Raw genomic sequence first — 19,666 nt, 5'->3', positions numbered from 1 at the left:
CACACCCGCTTTCGTATTCTTACTTATCGTTCAGCGCCACGACGCCGGGAAGGGCTTTGCCTTCCATGAACTCGAGCGACGCGCCGCCGCCGGTGGAGATATGGTCCATCTTGTCGGCCAGCTTGAACTTCTCGGCCGCGGCCGCGGAGTCCCCGCCGCCGATGACGGTGTAAGCGGAAGTCTCGGCGCAAGCCTGCGCGACCGCGCGGGTACCGTTCGAGAAAGCATCCACCTCGAACACGCCCATCGGTCCGTTCCAGACGACCAGCTTGGAGTTTTTGACGACGTCGGCGTAGATTTCGCGGGTTTTCGGCCCGATGTCGACGCCTTCTTTGTTCGAAGGGATGCCGTCAATGCCGACGATTTCCATGTTGACCGCTTCCTTGAAGCTTTCGGAGACGACGATGTCGACCGGCAGATACAGCTTTTTGCCCAGCTTCTTCGCCTTCTCGACGAACTCCTTCACCGTCTCCAGCTTGGAGTCGTCGCAGAGGGAGAGGCCGATTTCATAGCCCTGCGATTTGAAGAAGGTATAGGAAATGCCGCCGCCGATGATGATGTTGTCCGCAATCTCGATCATTTTGTTGATGACGTCGATCTTGTCCTTCACCTTCGAGCCGCCGACGATCGCCGTGAACGGGCGCTCCGGATTGTTCAGGGCTTTGCCGAGAACGTCCAGCTCCTTCTCCATCAGCAGACCGGATACGGCCGGCAGGTAGTGGGCGATGCCTTCGGTGGAAGCATGGGCACGGTGAGCGGCGCCGAACGCGTCGTTCACGTACAGGTCGGCCAGCTCCGCGAACGCCTTGGCGAGCTCCGGATCGTTCTTCTCTTCGCCCGGATAGAACCGCACGTTCTCAAGCAACAATACGTCCCCGCCCGCGAGCGCGGCGACTTTCGCTTTCACGCCGTCGCCGATCGCTTCGTCGGCCTTGACGACCGGCTTGCCGAGCAGCTCCGACAGACGCGCGGCAACCGGCGTCAGGCGCATCTCTTCCACGACCTCGCCCTTCGGGCGGCCCAGATGGCTGGCGAGAATGACTTTCGCGCCTTTCTCGATCAAATAGCGGATCGTCGGCAGCGTCTCGCGGATCCGGGTGTCGTCCGTGATGGCCCCGTTCTCCAGCGGCACGTTGAAGTCGACGCGCACGAACACTTTCTTGCCCGCGACGTCAACGTCCCGAACGCTTTTCTTGTTCATTGGAATGCCTCCTCCAAACTGCATTTAGCCTTTACGGTCAGGAGCAGGACGCCGACAGGCGTCCAACCCTCAACTTTTCGGCCTTTAGGCACGAAGCTGGATGCCGCAAGGCATCCGGTTCGTCAGCCCTACCCAGCCCTCAGGCACAACGTGTCCCGGCATTGCGGCGCAATCCGGGACGTTTGCTATCTAGCATACACAGATTTCCATGTTTCACACGCACCTCGGGCGTTCCCAACTCTCTCCCTCCACCTATGTACCTCGCGCGCGCCTCGGACGTCATGCGGGTGTCCAGAGGGCGCAGCGCCTCGGGGTCCCCCCTTCCGGGGAAGGGGGGATTTAGGGGGGTTGGCGAAAAAGCGGGTTGTAAAGGAACCCCTTAAACTTACAGCCCTTTGGACGCGATGTAGGCTGCCAAGTCAACCACGCGGTTGGAGTAGCCCCACTCGTTGTCGTACCAGGAAACGACTTTCACCATGTTGCCTTCGACGACCATCGTGGACAGCGCGTCGATCGTGGAGGAAGCCGGGTCGCCGTTGTAGTCGCGGGAAACGAGCGGCTCGTCGGAGTAGTTCATGATGCCTTTCAGCGGGCCTTCTGCAGCGGCTTTCAGCGCGGCGTTGACTTCGTCGACCGTCACGTTCACTTTCAGCTCGGCGACGAGGTCCGTAACGGATACGTTCGGGCTCGGAACGCGGAAGGACATGCCGTTCAGCTTGCCTTTCAGCTCCGGCAGCACGAGGGAGACGGCTTTCGCTGCGCCCGTCGTGGACGGAATGATGTTCTCGGCTGCGGCGCGCGCGCGGCGCAGGTCTTTATGCTGCAGGTCGAGCACTTGCTGGTCGTTCGTATAGGAGTGGATCGTCGTCATCATGCCTTTGACGATGCCGAATTTCTCGTGCAGGACTTTCGTGAACGGCGCCAAGCAGTTCGTCGTGCAGGACGCGTTGGAAATGATCGTGTGTTGAGCCGGATCGTACTTGTCTTCGTTAACGCCGAGGACGATGGTGATGTCTTCGTTCGTAGCCGGAGCGGAGATGATGACTTTCTTCGCTCCGCCTTTCAGGTGAAGCTCGGCTTTCTCCTTCGCGGTGAAAATCCCCGTCGATTCCACGACGATTTCAGCGCCGACGGATGCCCAAGGCAGGTTGCCGGGATCGCGCTCCGCGAACACCTTGATCGTTTTGCCGTTCACGATCAGGGCGCCTTCCGCGACTTCCACTTTCGCGTTCAGACGGCCGTGCGTGGAGTCGTATCTCAGCAAATGGGCCAGCGTGCTGACGTCGGTCAGATCGTTGACGGCGACGATTTCCACGTTCGGGTTGTTCAGGGCTGCGCGAAACACGTTGCGGCCGATCCGGCCAAATCCGTTAATGCCTACTTTCACCATGGTAAGGTCCTCCTTAGGAATGGTTTCTTTTTGATCTATGTCAGACGCGAAATCGCGTCCAGACCACATGCTTCAATGATGGCGCAGCGCTTCGAGCGCCCCCGCCTCGTCCGTGACCAGAATATCGTCATGGCCGAAGCGCAGAACCGAAGCGATCGCCTCTCCCTTGCTTCGCCCGCCGGCGATGCCGATCACGACGCCGGCCGCTTCGATGTCTTCCAGCCGGAGGCCGGCCGTCGCCATGCGATGGACGACTTTGCCGTCCCGGTCGAAATAATAGCCGAAAGCCTCCGCGAGCGCCCCATCCTTCCGGATTTCCTCCATCGTTTCGGGAACCAGCTTGCGCCTGCGCGCCATGGTCATGGCGTCACCGATGCCGTGTACCACGATGCGGGCGCCGCGGATCATGTCCACGACTTCCCGGACGCCGGGCTCCTGCATGATCGACTGGTAGGCCTCTTCGCTCAAATGGTCCGGCACGTGGAGCATCCGGTACCTGGCGCCGGTCCGCTTGGCGAGCTCGGATGCGATCGTGTTCGCCTGGTAATCCACGCTTTCCCCCAGGCCTCCGCGCGCGGGGACGAACCAGTTGTCCCGCTGGGCGGTCGGCATGGAGAATTGGGCGGCCATGCGGAACATCGTCGATCCGCCCATCACGGCCACGACGTCGCCGGGAGACATGCTGTCCCGCAAGACGTGCGCGCCTGCGCGGCCAAGCTCCCATTTCACGTGGTCGGACTCGTCGGAGTCGCCCGGAACGATCACGACGCGCTTCAGTCCGAAGGCGGCCTGCAACCGTTCCTCCAGTTCGGACAAGCCGAACAGTTCTTTCACCAGCGGCTTCATGTCTTCCAGCAGCCGCTTGCCCGCCTCGCTGAGCGCCATTCCGTCCGTCCCGATGCTCAGGAGTCCTTGCGCGCGCAGGGTCTCCAGTTCGGACCGAAGCACCCGCTCGGTCAGGTCCACTTCCGCCGCCAAGGAGCGCCGGCCGATTTTGCCCGACGTGGAGATCCGGTGCAGAATGTCGTAGCGTTTCTGCAAAATCTCCATCATGTCCGGCACGAGCTTTTTCTGGATTTCGAGAAGGTTTCGCATTCGGTGCCGGCGTCCCCCCGTTTCGGATGGTTTCGGGATGAATGCGAATTGCTGGACGTAAAATGTCCCGCATGTTCTTTTTTGGTCCCACCGATATTGTAACGAATTGTTCAGAAACTTGCAAGTTCCGACAGCCTCGACAGCTCGAACGAATTTCCCACTTTCTGCTGCTTGCTTTTTCGTTCGCCATCGCCTATAATAACTTTTGCTGTTCGAATATCGTAATGTGCGCCCGTGGTCCAACGGATATGACGCAGGCCTCCGGAGCCTGAGATTGGGGTTCGATTCCCTACGGGCGCGCCAAATAACAGCATTGAGCACAACCGTCCGTTCTATACGGGCGGTTTTTTTATTGCGGCCGTTCTCGGGCGAGTTCATAAAAGAAGATCGCCGGCCCCGCTACGTCATCAAGGCGGGATCACGGGCGATCTTCTGAAGTCCGTTATTCCTCAGCGCTCTTTCGATTCCGCGGCCAGCGCCTGCCGGTCAACGGCTTGGGGCGGTTCTTCGATCCAGCCGTGGGAGATCAAAATATTCGCCCCGTCCTCCACGTAATTGCCTACTTCCAGCAGCAGCCGTCCGTATTTCAGACTCAAGTCGTGCCGGGTCGTGAACGCTAATGCGTTGCCGTAAGCTCTCACCCGCATGGAGTACATGTCCAGCTTATGGCTCATCATCAGCTTATCGGAAAACGGAGGGGAGGTCGAAGTCGTTACGTAGGAGTCGAGTAACGGCGGCGCGGGCAAATCCTCTTTCTCGAGCGCCTTGCTGAAGAAATCGTAATGTTTCGCGGCGATTTCTTCGCCCCTCAGGAAATAGGACTTTACCTTCTCCAACTGGGCGACTTGGCTGAAACCGATCAGCACCGCTTTGCTTGTCGCGTTGTTTTCGACGTTCTCGAACAAGTGGGTGATTTCCAAACCGTGCAGCGGCCTAACGTCCCCAAAGAACCCGTTCAAATAATTTTGCTTGCGGATAAAGTCGTTTTTGTCGCGATAGGGGATGTACGGAGGTTTGGCCGCCAATCCTTTGATCTCAAGAAGTTGGTTGATCCGATTCATCAATTTCACGGTGGAATCGAGCGTTTGCGTGAAAAATTCGCGGATATCCGGCCTGGTCATGAGCGGTACCGCGATTCCGTAAATGCTGATGCCCGCTTTGCCGGTGTACTTTAAATAGGGGAGATAAAATTCATCCGTGAACAACCGCTCGGCTCCGATGTTCACGTCGTCCTCGGTGAACCCAAACGGGACGGGAAGATTCTCTTGCGTAAAGACCGTTCTGATGATCTCCACGATTTGCTCGGAAATGGAGTATGCGTTTTCCAAAACGTGCTTGATGTCCTGGTCGTCGACGTGTTGCAGGAAATAGCTCAGCACGCGAACGGCCATCGAGTTGCCCACGTACGTCGTCCAAAGTTTGGCCTGCTCGGCGGAGGTCAATTTTTCCTTGGCATTCGGCTTCGGGTGAATATTCGGCGCGGGGACCGGTTGATTAGGAGCCTGAATGGTTCTCATCGTTGAACCTCAATTCCACAAATTTTTCTTAAAGTTCGCAATAGGAAAAGAATTATGCATACCCACACGATTTCAGCCGCTTCGACGCACAAAACGCAACGGCATTTCTCTACGTCCGGTTCCCCCGCCAACGCCGAAGTACGGTTCCCCAGATTAATTTGACCAACTTTGACTTTTGATCGGCAATTGGATATTATGGAGGAACCAAGCGAACCATTTCCTTGAAGGAGGGACTTGAACATGAGCTTTATTCCTATGGTCGTCGAACAAAGCAACCGCGGCGAGCGGGCCTACGACATCTATTCCCGTCTGCTGAAGGACCGCATCATCTTCCTCGGCACCCCGGTGAACGACGTCGTCGCCAACTCCATCATTGCCCAGATGCTGTTCTTGGCCGCCGAAGACCCGGAGAAGGACATCAGCCTGTACATCAACAGCCCGGGCGGATCGATCACCTCCGGCATGGCGATTTACGATACGATGCAGTTCATCAAACCCGACGTGTCCACGATCTGCGTAGGCATGGCCGCATCGATGGGCGCGTTCCTGCTGGCGGCAGGCGCCAAGGGCAAGCGATATGCGCTGCCCAACAGCGAAGTCATGATCCACCAGCCTCTCGGAGGCGCGGAAGGGCAGGCCAGCGACATCGAGATCCGCGCCCGCCGCATCCTGAAGCTGCGCGATAAGCTGAACCGTATTCTCTCCGATCGGACGGGGCAGCCGCTCGAGCGAATCGAGAGAGACACGGACCGCGACAACTTCATGGAAGCCGAGACGGCGAGAGAATACGGATTGATCGATAAAGTCATCGAGAAAATCTAAGCCCTCCGCCCAACCGCGACGTAAAAAAGGCCGTACGCAGGCGCTCAAAGCCGGCGTACGGCCTCATTTTTACACTCCGATAACATACAATTATCATGCTGTCAAGAAGAATTCAAATCTTTGAATCCCCCCTCTACCAGCCGAACGATCCGTGATATTCTTACTAGAGAGGTTGAACCATTAACCTCCAGTTCTTGTTCTCTCCTAGGAACGATCGTATGGGAGGATCTCCGCCATGAGTCAACGCACCTACCCGCAGTGGTTCAAGCCGCTCGCCGAGCAAGTCCAGTCTTCGTCGTCCAACGACGCGTCCGTCCAGCTGATGGCGGCCCGCCGTTTAAGCGATAAAGCATCCTTGCTTCGCCCTCTGCAAGACGAGCATCTGCTCGAAGTTTACCGCGAAGCCAAAAAAATGAATCTCTCGAGCGAATTCATTGAACTGCTTGAAGAAGCCATTGCCATGCGCCACCTCGAGCACTTTCAGGAAGCTTGATCATCGGCAACGAAGGATAACGCTTTCTCTGCGCCGCTCCCGTCCGGAGCCGGCGTTTTTGCTCTTTCTGCATTCATCTGCAAAAAGGACGGTCCCCGTCATCCGCTCTTCCGCGGATCGGGGAACCGTCCTTTTGCTCGTCTTCCGTTTACATCTGATACTGAACGGTGACGCTGGCGCTGATTTCGATCTGGCCCGTCTGCACCGAAGTCGGCGCGGACGAGGCTCCCGCCATGTCCATCGTCTTCGCTTGCGCTTCGTTCATGAACAAGACCGGAGGCGCGGCGGAAGCACCCTGCACGATGTTGATTACGCCCTTCACCTGCCGGTTGGCCGAAGCCGCCAGCACGTTCGCCTTGGCCTCCGCGTTCGCCATCGCTTTCTTCAACGCATCCCGCTCATATTGGTCGGACTTCTCCGTCCCGAACTGAACGCCGTCCATCCGATTGGCGCCGGCTGCGGACAGGGCATCCAGCAGCTTGCCGATCTCCGTCAGTTTGCGGTAGCCGATCCTCACGGAATGAACCGCCGTGTAGCCCGTCAGCTTACGTCCGTCCTTTTCGGTATAATTGTACTCCGGCTGCACGTAGAACCCGGTCGTCTGCACGTCCTGCTTGCCGAGGCCGAACTGCTCGTAAAGCACTTTCTCCACGGCCGCGAACTTCTCCGCGTTCGCCTTCTGCGCCTCCCCGGCGGCGGAACCTTTGGTCTCTACGGCCGCGTTCACGTACGCGATATCCGGGTCCACCTTCACCGAACCGCCGGCATTCACCGTGATCGTATTCAGCGCCGTCCCCGTCTGGACCGCCCCCGTTTCGGCTTTCGCGACGCCGGCCCCGCTCTGGGCGAACCCCAGCCAACCGACCAGCACCGCCGCGACGGCCAGCGCCGTCAGCTTCCACCCTTTGTGCTTCATCTTCCTGCAATCCCCTTTCCTTCCATTTCCCCTATGGACGCAGGATGGACATAAAAGGTTACAGCCTAACCCCAAGTTCCCGAAAAAATGCAAAAAGCCCCCAACGGGAGCTTTGAGCGCAGTTGCCGGGATTATTGGTTTTCCAGTTCCTCTTTGCTGACCAGCTGAACTAAAGCGGTTACAGCTTGCTCTGCGTCGGAACCTTCCGCACTAATGGAGACCTCCGTGCCCGAACTGATGGCGAGGCTCATAATTCCCATAATGCTTTTGGCGTTCACTTTCTTATCGTCCTTCTCGACAAAGACGTCGGAGGAGAATTTATTGGCTTCCTGCACAAAAAGCGCCGCCGGTCTGGCGTGAAGCCCCGTTTTGAGCCGAACAACCACCGGCTGTCTCGTCATTGGAACGGCTACCCCCTATCTGAATTCGGCACTCCCACTACGTACGTTCATGGTTTCACACCTTATTATAACATTGATGGGAACAAAAGCGCCATACGCTTATGCCCCGCCGTTCCGGATTTTTTCCGCCCATTCGTCCAATTTGCGCAGCCGGTGGTTGACGCCCGATTTGCTGACCTGCCCCTTCAGCATGGCGCCGACTTCCTTGAGGTTGATATCCGGATGCTTCAGGCGGATTTCCGCCACCTCGCGAAGCTTCTCCGGCAGATTCTCAAGCCCGACTTCTTTCTCCAGCAGCTTGATGTTGTCGATCTGGCGAACCGCGGCGCCGATCGTCTTGTTGAGGTTGGCGGTCTCGCAATTGACGATCCGGTTCACGGAATTGCGCATGTCCCGCATGATGCGGACGTCCTCGAACTTGAACAGCGCTTGATGGGCCCCGATGATGTTCAGGAACTCGATGATTTTCTCGCCTTCCTTGATGTACAGAATAAAACCTTTCTTGCGTTCGATGAACCGGGCGTTCAGATGGAACTTGTTCGCCAGCTCGACGAGCGCGCGGCAGTGCTCTTCGTACATCGAGGCGATTTCCAGGTGGTAGGACGAGCCCTCCGGATTGTTCACCGAGCCTCCGGCCAGGAACGCCCCGCGCAAATAAGCCCGTTTGCAGCAAGGCTTCTTGATCAATTCCTTGTCGATGCTCGGGTGGAACTGGAATCCTTCCGTCGTGATCGCCAGCTCTCTGAGCAGCTCCTCCACCCCGCCGGGCACCCGCACCATGTAGACGTTGTTCTTCTTCAGGCGCATTTTCTTGCGGACAAGCAATTCCGTCGGAACGGAAAAATGCCGCTTGAGCAGCGTGTACATCCGCCTGGCGATCGCGGCGTTCTCGGTGGAGATGTCCAGCACGATCCGCTTGTTCGTCAAGGAAACCGTGCCGTTCATCCGGATGAGCGCGGACAGCTCCGCTTTCTCGCAGCAGGATTCGGTTTCCACGAGCGTCAATTCTTTTTTGGTCTGGGCCGCAAAAGACATCGGACTTACTCCTTTCGCAGCATCCAATTGTCCACGAGCTGGTAAATGTGATCGCTAAGCTTCGCGGCGTCATGGCGCAAATAAGTTCGGAACAGCACGAGCCGGTCAGCGATGACCTTGTACCCCCGGCGGGTGACCTCCTCTAAGTCCAGATGGACCGCATGGGCGCCCTGCTCGGCATAGAGGCTTTGGACTTGAGGAGGGATCTCGCCGTCGTTCACGATGACATAATCGAATAAATGATGGCCGATATGCGCATGAATGGCGTCCAAATGGTCGGACACCGCATAATTGTCTGTCTCTCCGGGCTGGGTCATCACGTTGCACACGAAAATTTTCACGGCGTTCGAGGCTACGATCGCCTCCGCCAGCTTGGGCACGATCAAGTTCGGAATGATGCTGGTGTACAGGCTGCCGGGTCCGATCAGTATGGCGTCCGCCTCGCGGATCGCCTCCACGGCTTCCGGCAGCGGCTCGACCTCGGCGGGTTCGATGAAGACCCGCCGGATGGACTGGCCGGCCTTCGGGATCGAAGATTCTCCGACGACGATGGAGCCGTCGGCCATCTCGGCTTTCAGGACGATCGCCTGGTTCGCCGCCGGGAGCACCCGCCCCCGTACGGCAAGCACCCGGCTTAGTTCCGTAATCCCGGTGACGAAATCCCCGGTAATGTCGGTCAAGGCGGCCAATATCAGGTTGCCCAGACTGTGGCCCGCCAAGACCGACCCGTTGTTGAAGCGGTACTTGAGCACTTCGTACAGCAGCGGCTCGGTGTCGGACAGCGCGGTCAGCACGCTGCGGATGTCGCCGGGCGGCGGGATTTGCAGCTCTTCCCGCAGGATGCCCGAGCTTCCGCCGTCGTCCGCGACCGTGACGACCGCCGTAATGTCCATCGGCTTCATTTTGAGGCCGCGAAGCATGACGGACAAGCCCGTGCCCCCGCCGATCACGACGATCCGGGGTTTGCGCGGCTTCAAACTCGCATCCATTCGGTCACCTGCCTTCCCGCTCGCGCTCGGCGTCGCGATGGTGAACCCTCACCGTCTCCGTCTCGCCGACCGCCAGCATTTTGCCCAAGTATTCCGCGATCGCCACGGAACGGTGCTTGCCGCCGGTGCAGCCGATTCCGATCACTACCTGGCTCTTGCCTTCCTTGTGGTACTGCGGAATGAGGAACTGCAGCATATCCAGCAGCTTCTGCAGGAACACCTGCGTCTCCGACCACTTCATGACGTAATCGTATACTTCCGGCTCTTGCCCGGTGCGAGGCCGCAGTTGCTCGACGTAGTGCGGGTTGGGAAGAAACCGGACGTCGAAAATGAGATCGGCGTCGATCGGGACCCCGTACTTGAACCCGAAGGACGTCACGTTGATGGAGAGCGCGCTCCGGTCCAGATTCGTGAACCGGGAGACGATTTTCTCCTTCAGTTGGGCCGGTTTCAGGCTGCTGGTATCGATCACTTGGGTGGCCCATCCCTTCAGGTCCTCCAGCAGCTTCCGTTCATTCTGGATGCCTTCCAGCGGCATCCCCTCGGGCGCGAGCGGATGGCGGCGCCGGCTTTCCTTGTAACGCTGAACAAGCACCGAATCGGTCGCGTCCAAGAACAGGATTTCGTAATGGACGGTGTAATGCTCCTTCAGATACCCGAGCGACTCGGATAAGGCGGTAAAGAACTCGCGGCCCCTAAGGTCGATCACGAGCGCGACTTTGGCGATCCGCCCCTGGGACTGCTCGATCAGCTCCGCGAACTTCGGAATGAGCACCGGCGGCAAGTTATCCACGCAGAAGAAGCCCAAGTCTTCCAAGCTTTGCACCGCGATCGTCTTGCCCGCTCCGGACATCCCGGTGATGATCACCAGCGTCGGCGTCGATCCGTGTCCTTCCATCCCCGCTCCCCCTTCCGAAAATGACAGGACGCCTGCGCGGCGCGAACGTTTCGCGTCGGAGCAGGCGCCGCTTGCGAATCCATTAGTCCTGAAGCGTCAAGCCGGCGGCGCCGACGACGCCCGCGTTGTTGCCGAGCTCGGCCGCCACGATGTCGACGCCGTCCTGCGCCCTCTCCAGCGCGCACTTCTGGAACGCCTCGCGGATTTGCGAGAACAGGAACTCGCCGGCTTTGCTCACGCCTCCGCCGATAATGAACCGCTTCGGGTTCACGATGACGGAAACGAGCGCCATGGATTTCCCTAGGTAGTGGGCCGCGCGGGACACGATCCGCTGGGCGACCTCATCCCCGTTCTTCGCGGCGTCGATGACGTCTTTGGCCGTCAGCTGCTCGAGGACCGACAGGGAAGTCCGATCCCCTCGGTCTACCGCGTCTTTCGCCATCCGGATAATCCCCGTCGCCGAGGAGACCGTCTCCAGGCAGCCCATTTTGCCGCAGCCGCACTGGATCGCCTCCAGATCGGGCACGATCGACATATGCCCGACTTCCCCGGCCATGCCGGTGGCGCCTTCGATCAAGCGACCGTTCACGACGATGCCGCCGCCTACGCCGGTACCCAGCGTATAGCAGACGACGCTGGACACCCCGCGGCCCGCTCCGCCCCATGCTTCGCCGAGCGCGGCCACGTTGGCATCGTTGTTGACGCGTACTTTTTTACTCAATGCCGCTTCCAAATGGTCCTTCAGCGGAACGTTGCGAAGCAGCGGAAGATTAGCCGAAGAATGGATGAACCCCCGGTCGAAATCGACGAATCCGGCGATGCCGATGCCGATGCCCGCCACCCGGTCCCAGGAAGCAGCGGATTCCTCCACGATATGCCGCGCGTACTTCGCGATGTTGTCCAGGACCCGTTCCGTTCCTTGATCGGCTTCGGTAGGCCCTTCATAGGTTTGCAGAAGATCGCCGTTCCCGTTGCAGATGCCTACTTTGATCGCGGTTCCGCCGATATCCACGCCTACGTGAATGTGATCCGACATTTCCAGGCACACCTCAATGTTCAAAGTCGCAGGACGCCCTGCCGTCTTAAAGCTACTGTACTCACTATAAGGCAACGGACCCCAGCGGTCAAGATCGAATGCCGATCCGCGGAAGCCCGGTAAAACAAAGGAAACCGGAGGTTTCTCCGGTCTCCTTTGTTTTGAAATCGCGCAATCAGGAGAGGGTCGCCGACCAGTCGTGAACCGCCGAACCTTCCAGGAATTTCTCGCAATCGAGCGCCGCCATGCAGCCGCTGCCCGCAGCCGTGATGGCCTGGCGGTAACGGTTATCCTGCACGTCCCCGCAGGCGAAGATGCCGGGAACGTTCGTCTCGCTCGTACCGGGTTTGACTTTGATGTAGCCGATCTCGTCGGTCTCGATCTGGCCGCCCAGGAACTTGGTGTTCGGCGTATGGCCGATCGCCACGAACAAGCCTTGGGTCTCGATGACTTCCTCTTTCCCGGTCTCGTTGTTGAGCACTTTCAGCCCCGTCACGCCCATGCCGGTCGCATGGACTTCCAACGGCGTACGGTTCAGCATCCAAGTGATTTTCGGATTTTCGCGGGCGCGGTCCTGCATGATCTTGGAAGCCCGCAGCTCGGCGCGCCGGTGCACCAGCACGACCTCCGAAGCGAAACGGGTCAGGAAGTTCGCTTCCTCCATCGCCGAATCCCCGCCGCCGACCACGATGATTTTCTTGCCGCGGAAGAAGAAGCCGTCGCAAGTCGCGCAGGTGCTGACGCCGCGTCCGACGTTGTCGCGCTCGCCCGGGATGCCCAGATATTTGGCGGAAGCCCCGGTGGAGATGATCAGCGTCTCCGCTTGCAGCGTTTCTCCGCCTTCCAGGGACAATGTGAACGGCCGCTTGGACGTGTCCACGGAGTTGATCCATCCGGTGCGGAATTCCGCCCCGAAGCGCTCCGCCTGCTTGCGCATATTCGCCATGAGCTCCGGCCCCATGATGCCTTCCGGGAAGCCGGGGAAATTTTCGACCTCGGTCGTGGTGGTCAGCTGTCCGCCCGGTTCCGGGCCTTCGATGACCAGCGGATTCAGGTTGGCGCGCGCCAGATAAATGGCCGCCGTCAAGCCGGCAGGGCCCGTTCCGATTACGATGGTTTTGTACATGGTTTCTTCCTCCTCCGATTTTCTCTATATCCTTGTCCCGCAAGGAGCATTCCCGCTACGGATGCTCCTTGAACGCGGGCGTCGTCAAATCCAGTTTCTCGCGGATGCCGCAGGCTTCGTCGATCCGGTTGGCGTAACGGCTGATGCTGGCCTGGGACACGCCGTACCGGCTGACGAGATCGGCGTAGGTCACGGTCCTGCGGTGCATCTTCGCCGTCCAGTATTCGAGGGCGGCCGCCCATCCCGCGGCTTTGTGCAGCTTGGGGACGTCCGGGTACACCCGGGACAGATAGTCGACCCATAGCGTCATCATGTCGTGCTGCTGGACGACGTCGTAGCGGCTCGACATCTGTTCGAGCGCCTTTTCCAGCACCGCCTGCCAAGCGCTGTCCCATACGGGCAGCTTCGCCGACTTGCGCCGGGCCTCGAGCGTCAGCGTGCGCCCGCTGAACGTGACGATCAGCGAATCCTGCACGCCGATCGAGCGCAGCACCAGCACGGCGACGCGCTTGAGCTCGTCCTCTTCCCCCGGGTCCACCAGGAAAGCCTTGAGCGCCTCGATCACTTCCTGGTCGGCGACCAGTCCGAGCGCCTGGATCACCTGCACTTTCGTGCGGCGGTCGCCGTGGCGCAGCGCCCAGAAGAACGAGGAACGGATCAGCGGATCCTGCTTCAGCGCCTCCGAGACGAGTCCTGGATTCGACTCCCAGCGTTTGAACTGCTCCTCGAAAGGCAGGTGATAATGATAATGCACCGGCGGTTTATCTTCGCCGACGCGGATTTTGTCCAGCTTCTTCAGGTAGTAGGCCGGCACCTCGGAATCCGGGTCTAACCGAATGGCTTGCCTCCAATAACGCTCGGCTTCGTCCAGGCGGCCCAGATTTACCGCGGCGACGGCCGCGAAATGATGCAGGCTGGGCTCGCCCGCCAGCTCGCCGGTGTGCAGGAGCCGGCGGAAATGCCGGTAGGCCTCGCGATGTTCCCCGACGATGCCGAGCGTCGTCGCGAGCTTGAATACGTGTTCGGGATGGAAAGGCACGGTCTTGCGCAGCTTCTCCATCAAGGCGCGCAGCGACATTTCCCGTCCCGCATGCTGGTAGAAAATCGCCAAGTTGCAGAGCGCGTGCAGGTTGCCGGGCTCCGCGTCCAGCACTTCCGTGATCGTCTGGACCGACTTGTCGAACAGGCCCATGTAATAGTATGCCAAGCCCAAGTTATTCCGCGCCGCCAGGAAGTCCGGCTGGCGTTGGATAATTTCTTCCAGGATTTTGACCGCCTCGGCGAAATGTCCGGCTTCGAGCAGCTCGCGGGCTTTGTCGTGGGCGAACATGTTCTCCTTCGACTTGATGGTCGAAATCTTGGTGGGCCGGTTCAGCTCGTACCCCAACAGATCCAGAAGTTCGTCCGCCTCTTCCAGGAACTGCCCGTCCGGATCGTTCTCCAAGTAACGGACCAGCGCTTCCTCGGCGGCTTCGTACAATTCCATGTTGGCGTAGTTGTTGGCCAAATAATAGTAACATTCGGTCATGGCCGGATCGATCTGGTCCAGAACCGACCGCAGGATCACGTTGGATTCCTCGTAGCGGCCCATTTCCGACAAAATTCCCGCCATGTTGCAATGGTTGACCGGATTTTCCGGCTCATATTCGACAGCCCGGCGGAAGTACTTCAGCGCCTTGTCGTAATGAAACCGATCCAGAGACTGCACGGCCCGTTCGAAGAAGAATGTGGCATCCAAGCGCATCGGGATCACTTTGGGACGACGGTTTTTGCTGCTCTCCGCGCGTTTTCTCTGACTCATCGGCAAGGCACCTCCCCGGTTGTTCCCGCGTACAGCTTCAAGTTAGGCCTCCATGTTTCATCCCTCTTCATCACCCAAGATTATAACACAGCACCCGCCAACCATAAAATAAAAACGCGTCCGGGGAGGACTTCGAATGGCCGACGAGTTTATAATTATTATAATCTAAGTTTTATTTTAAACAATAGCGGGAAAATGGAGGAACGCAAAAAGCCCGAGCGCGGCGGCAGAAGGATGCCGTTTGGCGCACGGGCCGGAATCGGACGTTGTCGGGAAATGTCAGGCGTCAGGCGGACGTCTTATACGCCTTTCGTTTTGAACAGCGTGCTGATGGAACCGCCTTCCATGATGATCCGGATCGCTTCCGACAGCATCGGGGCGACGGAAAGCACGCGGAATCTGGAGGAACGGTCCTCCGGCAGCAAGATGGAGTCGGTGACGACCACCTCGCGAATGCTCGGATGGTCCAGCTTCTGCAGCGCGTTCGCCGAGAAGAGCGGATGGGTCGCGCAGACGTAGACGTCTTGGGCGCCGCGCTCCTTCAGGCTCTCGACCACGTTCACGATCGTCGTGCCGGTGTCGATCATGTCCTCGATGATGATCGGGGTGCAGCCTTCGACTTCCCCGATCACGTGGGTGATGACGGACTCGTTGTGGCTCGGCCGTTTCTTGATCATGATGGCGAAAGGGGCGTTCAGCTGGTTCGCCAGCTTCTCCGCCGTCGAGGCCCTGCCGGCGTCGGGCGATACGACGACCGGATTCGGCAGGTTCAAGGAGATCAGGTGCTCGCTGATCAGGTCGAGCGCGGTCAGATGGTCGACCGGGATATTGAAGAAGCCCTGTATCGCGGGCGCGTGGAGGTCGATCGAAATGATCCGGTGCGCCCCGACGGTCGTCAGGACGTCCGCCACCATTTTCGCGGAAATCGGTTCCCGGGGCGCCGCTTTGCGCTCCTGGCGCGCGTAACCGTAGTAGGGAAGCACGACGTTGACGGTGCGGGCGGATGCGCGCTTGGCGGCATCGATCATGATCAGCAGCTCTACGAAAAAGTCGTTGATCGGATGGGATAAGGACTGAATCAGGAATACGTCGCAATTGCGGATCGTTTCTTCGTAATGGACGTAGATCTCTCCGCTTTTGAACCGGGAAAGCTTGATTTTCCCAAGCGGAATTCCCAGCTGTTCGGCGATCTTCCGAGCAAGCGGCTCGTTGGAAGATCCCGAGAAAACGCGAAGTCTGCTGCTGTACATGTGCCCCTCCAAAAGATTGGATTCTGCGACAAGAACCGACTTGTTTCTCATCTTCCATTATACATGAGGGCGGACGAGATTCACACAGGGATCTTGCCCCTATGCCGATTTTCGAACGTCGCGATCTCGGTAAAGCCGGCTTCGAGCAGCAGCGCCTTGGCATCGGCCGATTTTTGGCCGACTTTGTCGGGGTGATGCGCATCCGAGCCGTACGTGACCGGAATGCCCAACTCCTTGGCCCGCTTCAGCATCCGGAGGGAAGGATACATCTCCTTGCAAGGCGCATGGATGCCCGCCGCGTTCAGCTCGATCGCGAGCCCGTGCTTCGCGACGGCTTCCAGGGCGCTGTCCTCGAGGTCCGTCACGTCCTCTTGCGGGCGGTACCCGAAGCGCTTGATCGCGTCGATATGGCCGAGGTAATCGTACAGGCCGGTCGCCGCGGCCTTGCGCACGGCGTCGTAATAACGCTCGTACACTTGGAGTGGGTTGCGCCCTTCCCAGTTGTGGACCTGGCGGAAATCCGTGATGTCCCACGTCCCCAGAAAATGCACCGATCCGATGACGTAGTCCCACGGGTAAGCCCGGACGATTTCGGCGATCTTGTCCTCGCAACCTTCGATGTAGTCGCCTTCGAGCCCCACGCGCACGGAAATCCGGCCTTTGTACTTCTCTTTGAGTTTCAGGCACTCCTCGACGTAACGCGGAAGTTCGTCCATCGGCATGGCCATCTCGGGATAATACGTTGCGGGATCGACATGAAGAAGAGGCATGTGATCGGACAGGCCGATCTGTTCCATGCCTTTGGTTATCGCGCTTTGGATATAGGCTTCGAGATCCCCGACGGCATGGCCGCAGCGGGCGTGGTGGGTGTGGTAGTCGACGCGCATCCGGATCACCTAATCTTTCTTGACCGGCTTGCGGTGGCGGAATTCGAGCTCGTCCATGACGTTGTCCAGCGGAATGCGCTGCTCCCGAAGCAGAACCATGAGGTGGAAAATGAGGTCGGCCGCTTCGGCCTGCAGTTCTTTGGCATCCCGGTTTTTCCCCGCGATGATGACCTCGGCCGTTTCTTCCCCGATCTTTTTGAGGATTTTGTCCAGGCCTTTCTCGAACAGGTAGGTCGTGTAGGAGCCTTCCGGGCGTTCCGCGTCGCGCTGGGCGATCGTCGTTTCGAGGTTCGCGAGCGGAGCGAAACGGTCTTGCGGGGCTTGGCCGGCGTTCTCACCGGTCTCTCCCCGATAGAAGCAGCTGTACGCGCCGGTATGGCAGGCGGGACCGTTCTGCTTCACGGCGACGAGAAGCGTATCCCCGTCGCAGTCGTATTTCAGCGACACGACCTCCTGCGTATGGCCGCTGGTCGCTCCCTTGTTCCACAGTTCGCCGCGCGAACGGCTCCAGAACCAGGTTTGCCGGGTTTCGAGGGTTTTGGCCAGGGACTCCCGGTTCATGTAGGCCAGCATCAGCACTTCTTTGCTGGCGGCGTCCTGCACGATGGCCGGCACCAAGCCCTGCTCATCGTATTTGATCTGCTCCATCCAGGCAGCGTCGCTCATCTGACGTTCACTCCTTCGCCGCGAAGCTCGTCCTTCACTTCGCGAATCGTAACTTCCTTATAGTGGAAAATGCTGGCCGCAAGCGCGGCGTCCGCGTGCCCGAGCGTCAGGATCTCGGCGAAATGCTTGGCCGATCCCGCTCCCCCGGACGCGATGACGGGGATGCCTACGCTGTCGGAGATCACCCGGGTCAGCGGCATGTCGAAGCCGTCCTTCGTCCCGTCCGCGTCCATGCTCGTGAGCAGCAGCTCGCCCGCGCCCCGGCGCTCGGCTTCCTGCGCCCATGCCAAAGCGCGGATGCCGGTCGGCTTGCGGCCGCCGTGGGTGTACACTTCCCATTCCTGCCACTCGAGGTTGAACTTCGCGTCGATCGCCACGACGATGCACTGGGCTCCGAATATCCGCGAGCCCTCCGTGATCAGGTCCGGCCGCTGGATCGCCGCGGTGTTGATGCCGATTTTGTCCGCACCCGCGCGCAGCAGACGCTTCATGTCCTCCGTCGACTTGATGCCGCCCCCGACCGTGAACGGGATCGACACTTCCTCGGCGGTGCGCCGCACGACGTCCACCATCGTTTCCCGGCCTTCATGGGAGGCCGAGATGTCGAGAAACACCAGCTCGTCGGCCCCTTCCTTATCGTACAGGGCGGCGAGCTCGACCGGGTCCCCGGCGTCCCTCAGGTTGACGAAGTTGACTCCCTTGACGACGCGGCCGTCCTTGACGTCCAGGCAAGGAATGATTCTTTTGGCGAGCATGCGGCTTTCTCCTTTGCGTTGGGTTGCGGGTTATGCGATTCGATATTGCAGTCACGCTTGAGCTCAATCCCGCCTCCCTCGGTTTGAGTTTCCGGGAGGTCCAGCGGCGGGATCGGGTCCTTTGAAGCACAACAATCCGTTTTCTGATAGGGGTCAGTTTTGCGCGGTTTTGCGGACCGCTTCGGCCAAGTTGATGCTGCCGGTATACAGCGCCTTGCCGACGATGGCGCCGCCGACTCCGTCTCCGGCATGGGCGGCGAGCCGGTCCAAATCCTCCGGCTTGCTGACTCCGCCGGACGCGATGACGGTCCGGCCGGATACTTGCGCCAGGCGGACGATCGCATCCACGTTCGGTCCGCCCATCATGCCGTCGCGGGAAATGTCGGTGAAAATGAACGTTTGCGCGCCTTCGGCCGCCAGCTGGACGGCCAGGTCCTCCGCCTTGACCTCGGACGTCTCCAGCCAGCCGCGGGTCGCGACGAAGCCGTTGCGCGCGTCGATGCCGATGGCGACGGACGAGCCGTATTTCGCCAGCACCCGGGATACGAAAGCGCGGTCCTCGATGGCCGCCGTGCCGAGAATGACGCGGGAAACGCCCAGGCCGACCAGGCGCTCGACGTCCTCTTCCTTCCGCAGTCCGCCGCCGACCTGGACCGGTACGTTCACCGATTTCGCGATGCGCCCGATCAGCTCGTCGTTGACCGGATGGCCCGCTTTGGCGCCGTCGAGATCGACGAGATGGATCCACTGGCCGCCTTGGGCTTCCCAATCGCGGGCCACGGAGACCGGGTCCTCGTTATAGACCGTCTCGCGGTTGTAATCCCCCTGCACGAGACGCACGCATTTGCCGTCCCGGATGTCGATGGCGGGGTAAATGATGAACTTGGACATGGATCGCTAAACCTCCGAACCGCGGGTCCGGTTGGACTCGCGGGAATCATGGACTTCCATTTGCGGTAGAATCCGACCCGTTCGTTAGAACGAACGGATCAACCAGTCCCGTCTGACGATGTGGGTCTGCCCTGCTTAGTCACAGAGTCATTAAGTCGGTCTTACCGACTTAATCCTACTCACCGACCCTGCGTCGACGCCGTTAAGCCTGTCTCGCGGGCTTAATCCTACTCACCGACCCCGCTCCGACGCCATTAAGCCTGCCACGCAAGCTTAATCCTGCTCACCAGCCTGGCGCCGTCGCCGTTAAGCCTGTCTCGTGGGCTTAATCCTACTCACCGACCCCGCTCCGACGCCATTAAGCCTGCCACGCAAGCTTAATCCTGCTCACCAGCCTGGCGCCGTCGCCGTTAAGCCTGTCTCGTGGGCTTAATCCTACTCACCGACCCCGCTCCGACGCCATTAAGCCTGCCACGCAAGCTTAATCCTGCTCACCA

The 19,666-nt window shown here is 59.5% G+C and carries 19 protein-coding genes and 1 tRNA gene; 3 read left to right on the top strand and 17 right to left on the bottom strand.

The window, feature by feature from the left end:
* Positions 1 to 19: 19 nt before the first annotated feature.
* The 3 genes from PTZ19_RS15845 to PTZ19_RS15835 form a co-directional block, all read right to left on the bottom strand.
* Entirely contained in the window at positions 20 to 1,201 is a 1,182-nt protein-coding gene (locus PTZ19_RS15845; RefSeq protein WP_276356048.1) for a phosphoglycerate kinase, read from the bottom strand.
* A 385-nt stretch (positions 1,202 to 1,586) separates the two neighbouring features.
* Positions 1,587 to 2,591, bottom strand: a complete 1,005-nt coding sequence (gene gap / locus PTZ19_RS15840; protein ID WP_276356047.1) for a type I glyceraldehyde-3-phosphate dehydrogenase — start codon at positions 2,589 to 2,591, stop codon at positions 1,587 to 1,589.
* Between the two features lie 72 nt (positions 2,592 to 2,663).
* Positions 2,664 to 3,686 carry a sugar-binding transcriptional regulator gene (locus PTZ19_RS15835; RefSeq protein WP_276356046.1) on the bottom strand — a complete coding sequence of 341 codons (1,023 nt, stop codon included), beginning with the start codon at positions 3,684 to 3,686 and terminating at the stop codon, positions 2,664 to 2,666.
* A gap of 228 nt (positions 3,687 to 3,914) precedes the next feature.
* Here PTZ19_RS15835 and PTZ19_RS15830 point away from each other — a divergent pair.
* Positions 3,915 to 3,989 (top strand) — tRNA-Arg (locus PTZ19_RS15830).
* A 146-nt stretch (positions 3,990 to 4,135) separates the two neighbouring features.
* Here the strand turns inward: PTZ19_RS15830 and PTZ19_RS15825 are convergent.
* The gene (locus tag PTZ19_RS15825) at positions 4,136 to 5,203 is read right to left on the bottom strand and encodes a DUF3231 family protein (protein WP_276356045.1); all 1,068 of its coding nucleotides are present in this window, start codon (positions 5,201 to 5,203) and stop codon (positions 4,136 to 4,138) included.
* A 240-nt stretch (positions 5,204 to 5,443) separates the two neighbouring features.
* Here PTZ19_RS15825 and clpP point away from each other — a divergent pair, with 240 nt between their 5' ends.
* Both clpP and sda read left to right on the top strand, forming a co-directional pair.
* Positions 5,444 to 6,025 (top strand): ATP-dependent Clp endopeptidase proteolytic subunit ClpP, encoded by a 582-nt coding sequence (gene clpP / locus PTZ19_RS15820; protein ID WP_276356044.1) that lies wholly within the window; start codon positions 5,444 to 5,446, stop codon positions 6,023 to 6,025.
* A 235-nt stretch (positions 6,026 to 6,260) separates the two neighbouring features.
* On the top strand, positions 6,261 to 6,518 hold the full coding sequence (gene sda, locus PTZ19_RS15815) for a sporulation histidine kinase inhibitor Sda (protein WP_276356043.1): 258 nt from the start codon (positions 6,261 to 6,263) through the stop codon (positions 6,516 to 6,518).
* Positions 6,519 to 6,666: 148 nt separating this feature from the next.
* On the opposite strand, the gene PTZ19_RS15810 is transcribed toward sda, so the two are convergent.
* The 13 genes from PTZ19_RS15810 to hisA all read right to left on the bottom strand — a co-directional run bounded on the left by PTZ19_RS15810 (position 6,667) and on the right by hisA (position 19,169).
* On the bottom strand, positions 6,667 to 7,434 hold the full coding sequence (locus PTZ19_RS15810) for an SIMPL domain-containing protein (RefSeq protein WP_276356042.1): 768 nt from the start codon (positions 7,432 to 7,434) through the stop codon (positions 6,667 to 6,669).
* 131 nt (positions 7,435 to 7,565) lie between these two features.
* Entirely contained in the window at positions 7,566 to 7,835 is a 270-nt protein-coding gene (locus PTZ19_RS15805) for an HPr family phosphocarrier protein (protein WP_123042820.1), read from the bottom strand.
* A gap of 99 nt (positions 7,836 to 7,934) precedes the next feature.
* Positions 7,935 to 8,870, bottom strand: coding sequence for a DNA-binding protein WhiA (gene whiA / locus PTZ19_RS15800; protein WP_276356041.1), 936 nt, complete (start codon positions 8,868 to 8,870; stop codon positions 7,935 to 7,937).
* A gap of 5 nt (positions 8,871 to 8,875) precedes the next feature.
* Positions 8,876 to 9,859, bottom strand: a complete 984-nt coding sequence (locus PTZ19_RS15795; protein WP_276356040.1) for a gluconeogenesis factor YvcK family protein — start codon at positions 9,857 to 9,859, stop codon at positions 8,876 to 8,878.
* 4 nt (positions 9,860 to 9,863) lie between these two features.
* The gene (gene rapZ, locus PTZ19_RS15790) at positions 9,864 to 10,757 is read right to left on the bottom strand and encodes an RNase adapter RapZ (RefSeq protein ID WP_276356039.1); all 894 of its coding nucleotides are present in this window, start codon (positions 10,755 to 10,757) and stop codon (positions 9,864 to 9,866) included.
* Between the two features lie 82 nt (positions 10,758 to 10,839).
* On the bottom strand, positions 10,840 to 11,793 hold the full coding sequence (locus PTZ19_RS15785; protein ID WP_276356038.1) for an ROK family glucokinase: 954 nt from the start codon (positions 11,791 to 11,793) through the stop codon (positions 10,840 to 10,842).
* 175 nt (positions 11,794 to 11,968) lie between these two features.
* Complete coding sequence (trxB, locus tag PTZ19_RS15780) at positions 11,969 to 12,919, bottom strand: thioredoxin-disulfide reductase (protein WP_276356037.1); 951 nt, start codon at positions 12,917 to 12,919, stop codon at positions 11,969 to 11,971.
* A 55-nt stretch (positions 12,920 to 12,974) separates the two neighbouring features.
* A complete protein-coding gene (locus PTZ19_RS15775) occupies positions 12,975 to 14,720 on the bottom strand; it encodes a tetratricopeptide repeat protein (protein ID WP_276356036.1) in 1,746 nt (581 codons plus the stop codon).
* 299 nt (positions 14,721 to 15,019) lie between these two features.
* A complete protein-coding gene (locus PTZ19_RS15770; RefSeq protein WP_276356035.1) occupies positions 15,020 to 15,970 on the bottom strand; it encodes a ribose-phosphate diphosphokinase in 951 nt (316 codons plus the stop codon).
* A gap of 80 nt (positions 15,971 to 16,050) precedes the next feature.
* A complete protein-coding gene (hisJ, locus tag PTZ19_RS15765; RefSeq protein WP_276356034.1) occupies positions 16,051 to 16,857 on the bottom strand; it encodes a histidinol-phosphatase HisJ in 807 nt (268 codons plus the stop codon).
* A 9-nt stretch (positions 16,858 to 16,866) separates the two neighbouring features.
* Positions 16,867 to 17,523: a bifunctional phosphoribosyl-AMP cyclohydrolase/phosphoribosyl-ATP diphosphatase HisIE gene (gene hisIE, locus PTZ19_RS15760; protein WP_276356033.1), complete on the bottom strand. Its 657-nt coding sequence runs from the start codon at positions 17,521 to 17,523 to the stop codon at positions 16,867 to 16,869.
* The gene (hisF, locus tag PTZ19_RS15755; protein WP_276356032.1) at positions 17,520 to 18,278 is read right to left on the bottom strand and encodes an imidazole glycerol phosphate synthase subunit HisF; all 759 of its coding nucleotides are present in this window, start codon (positions 18,276 to 18,278) and stop codon (positions 17,520 to 17,522) included. Before hisF ends, hisIE begins: the two co-directional genes overlap by 4 nt.
* Positions 18,279 to 18,431: 153 nt before the next feature.
* Complete coding sequence (hisA, locus tag PTZ19_RS15750; protein ID WP_276356031.1) at positions 18,432 to 19,169, bottom strand: 1-(5-phosphoribosyl)-5-[(5-phosphoribosylamino)methylideneamino]imidazole-4-carboxamide isomerase; 738 nt, start codon at positions 19,167 to 19,169, stop codon at positions 18,432 to 18,434.
* Positions 19,170 to 19,666: the final 497 nt, after the last annotated feature.

Source organism: Cohnella caldifontis (genome assembly GCF_029360585.1).
GTDB lineage: Bacteria > Bacillota > Bacilli > Paenibacillales > Paenibacillaceae > Cohnella > Cohnella caldifontis.
The sequence above is the reverse complement of the archived record's forward strand: the minus strand, read 5'-3'. Positions and strand labels throughout refer to the sequence as shown.

What these genes read in the sequence shown, in the direction of transcription:
- PTZ19_RS15770 (WP_276356035.1), bottom strand. Translation starts at nt 15,970, where the DNA reads ATGTACAGCAGCAGACTTCGCGTTTTCTCGGGATCTTCCAACGAGCCG.
- sda (WP_276356043.1), top strand. Translation starts at nt 6,261, where the DNA reads ATGAGTCAACGCACCTACCCGCAGTGGTTCAAGCCGCTCGCCGAGCAA.
- clpP (WP_276356044.1), top strand. Translation starts at nt 5,444, where the DNA reads ATGAGCTTTATTCCTATGGTCGTCGAACAAAGCAACCGCGGCGAGCGG.
- PTZ19_RS15775 (WP_276356036.1), bottom strand. Translation starts at nt 14,720, where the DNA reads ATGAGTCAGAGAAAACGCGCGGAGAGCAGCAAAAACCGTCGTCCCAAA.
- rapZ (WP_276356039.1), bottom strand. Translation starts at nt 10,757, where the DNA reads ATGGAAGGACACGGATCGACGCCGACGCTGGTGATCATCACCGGGATG.
- trxB (WP_276356037.1), bottom strand. Translation starts at nt 12,919, where the DNA reads ATGTACAAAACCATCGTAATCGGAACGGGCCCTGCCGGCTTGACGGCG.
- PTZ19_RS15805 (WP_123042820.1), bottom strand. Translation starts at nt 7,835, where the DNA reads ATGACGAGACAGCCGGTGGTTGTTCGGCTCAAAACGGGGCTTCACGCC.
- PTZ19_RS15810 (WP_276356042.1), bottom strand. Translation starts at nt 7,434, where the DNA reads ATGAAGCACAAAGGGTGGAAGCTGACGGCGCTGGCCGTCGCGGCGGTG.
- gap (WP_276356047.1), bottom strand. Translation starts at nt 2,591, where the DNA reads ATGGTGAAAGTAGGCATTAACGGATTTGGCCGGATCGGCCGCAACGTG.
- PTZ19_RS15825 (WP_276356045.1), bottom strand. Translation starts at nt 5,203, where the DNA reads ATGAGAACCATTCAGGCTCCTAATCAACCGGTCCCCGCGCCGAATATT.
- PTZ19_RS15795 (WP_276356040.1), bottom strand. Translation starts at nt 9,859, where the DNA reads ATGGATGCGAGTTTGAAGCCGCGCAAACCCCGGATCGTCGTGATCGGC.
- PTZ19_RS15785 (WP_276356038.1), bottom strand. Translation starts at nt 11,793, where the DNA reads ATGTCGGATCACATTCACGTAGGCGTGGATATCGGCGGAACCGCGATC.
- hisF (WP_276356032.1), bottom strand. Translation starts at nt 18,278, where the DNA reads ATGCTCGCCAAAAGAATCATTCCTTGCCTGGACGTCAAGGACGGCCGC.
- hisIE (WP_276356033.1), bottom strand. Translation starts at nt 17,523, where the DNA reads ATGAGCGACGCTGCCTGGATGGAGCAGATCAAATACGATGAGCAGGGC.
- whiA (WP_276356041.1), bottom strand. Translation starts at nt 8,870, where the DNA reads ATGTCTTTTGCGGCCCAGACCAAAAAAGAATTGACGCTCGTGGAAACC.
- hisJ (WP_276356034.1), bottom strand. Translation starts at nt 16,857, where the DNA reads ATGCGCGTCGACTACCACACCCACCACGCCCGCTGCGGCCATGCCGTC.
- PTZ19_RS15835 (WP_276356046.1), bottom strand. Translation starts at nt 3,686, where the DNA reads ATGCGAAACCTTCTCGAAATCCAGAAAAAGCTCGTGCCGGACATGATG.
- hisA (WP_276356031.1), bottom strand. Translation starts at nt 19,169, where the DNA reads ATGTCCAAGTTCATCATTTACCCCGCCATCGACATCCGGGACGGCAAA.
- PTZ19_RS15845 (WP_276356048.1), bottom strand. Translation starts at nt 1,201, where the DNA reads ATGAACAAGAAAAGCGTTCGGGACGTTGACGTCGCGGGCAAGAAAGTG.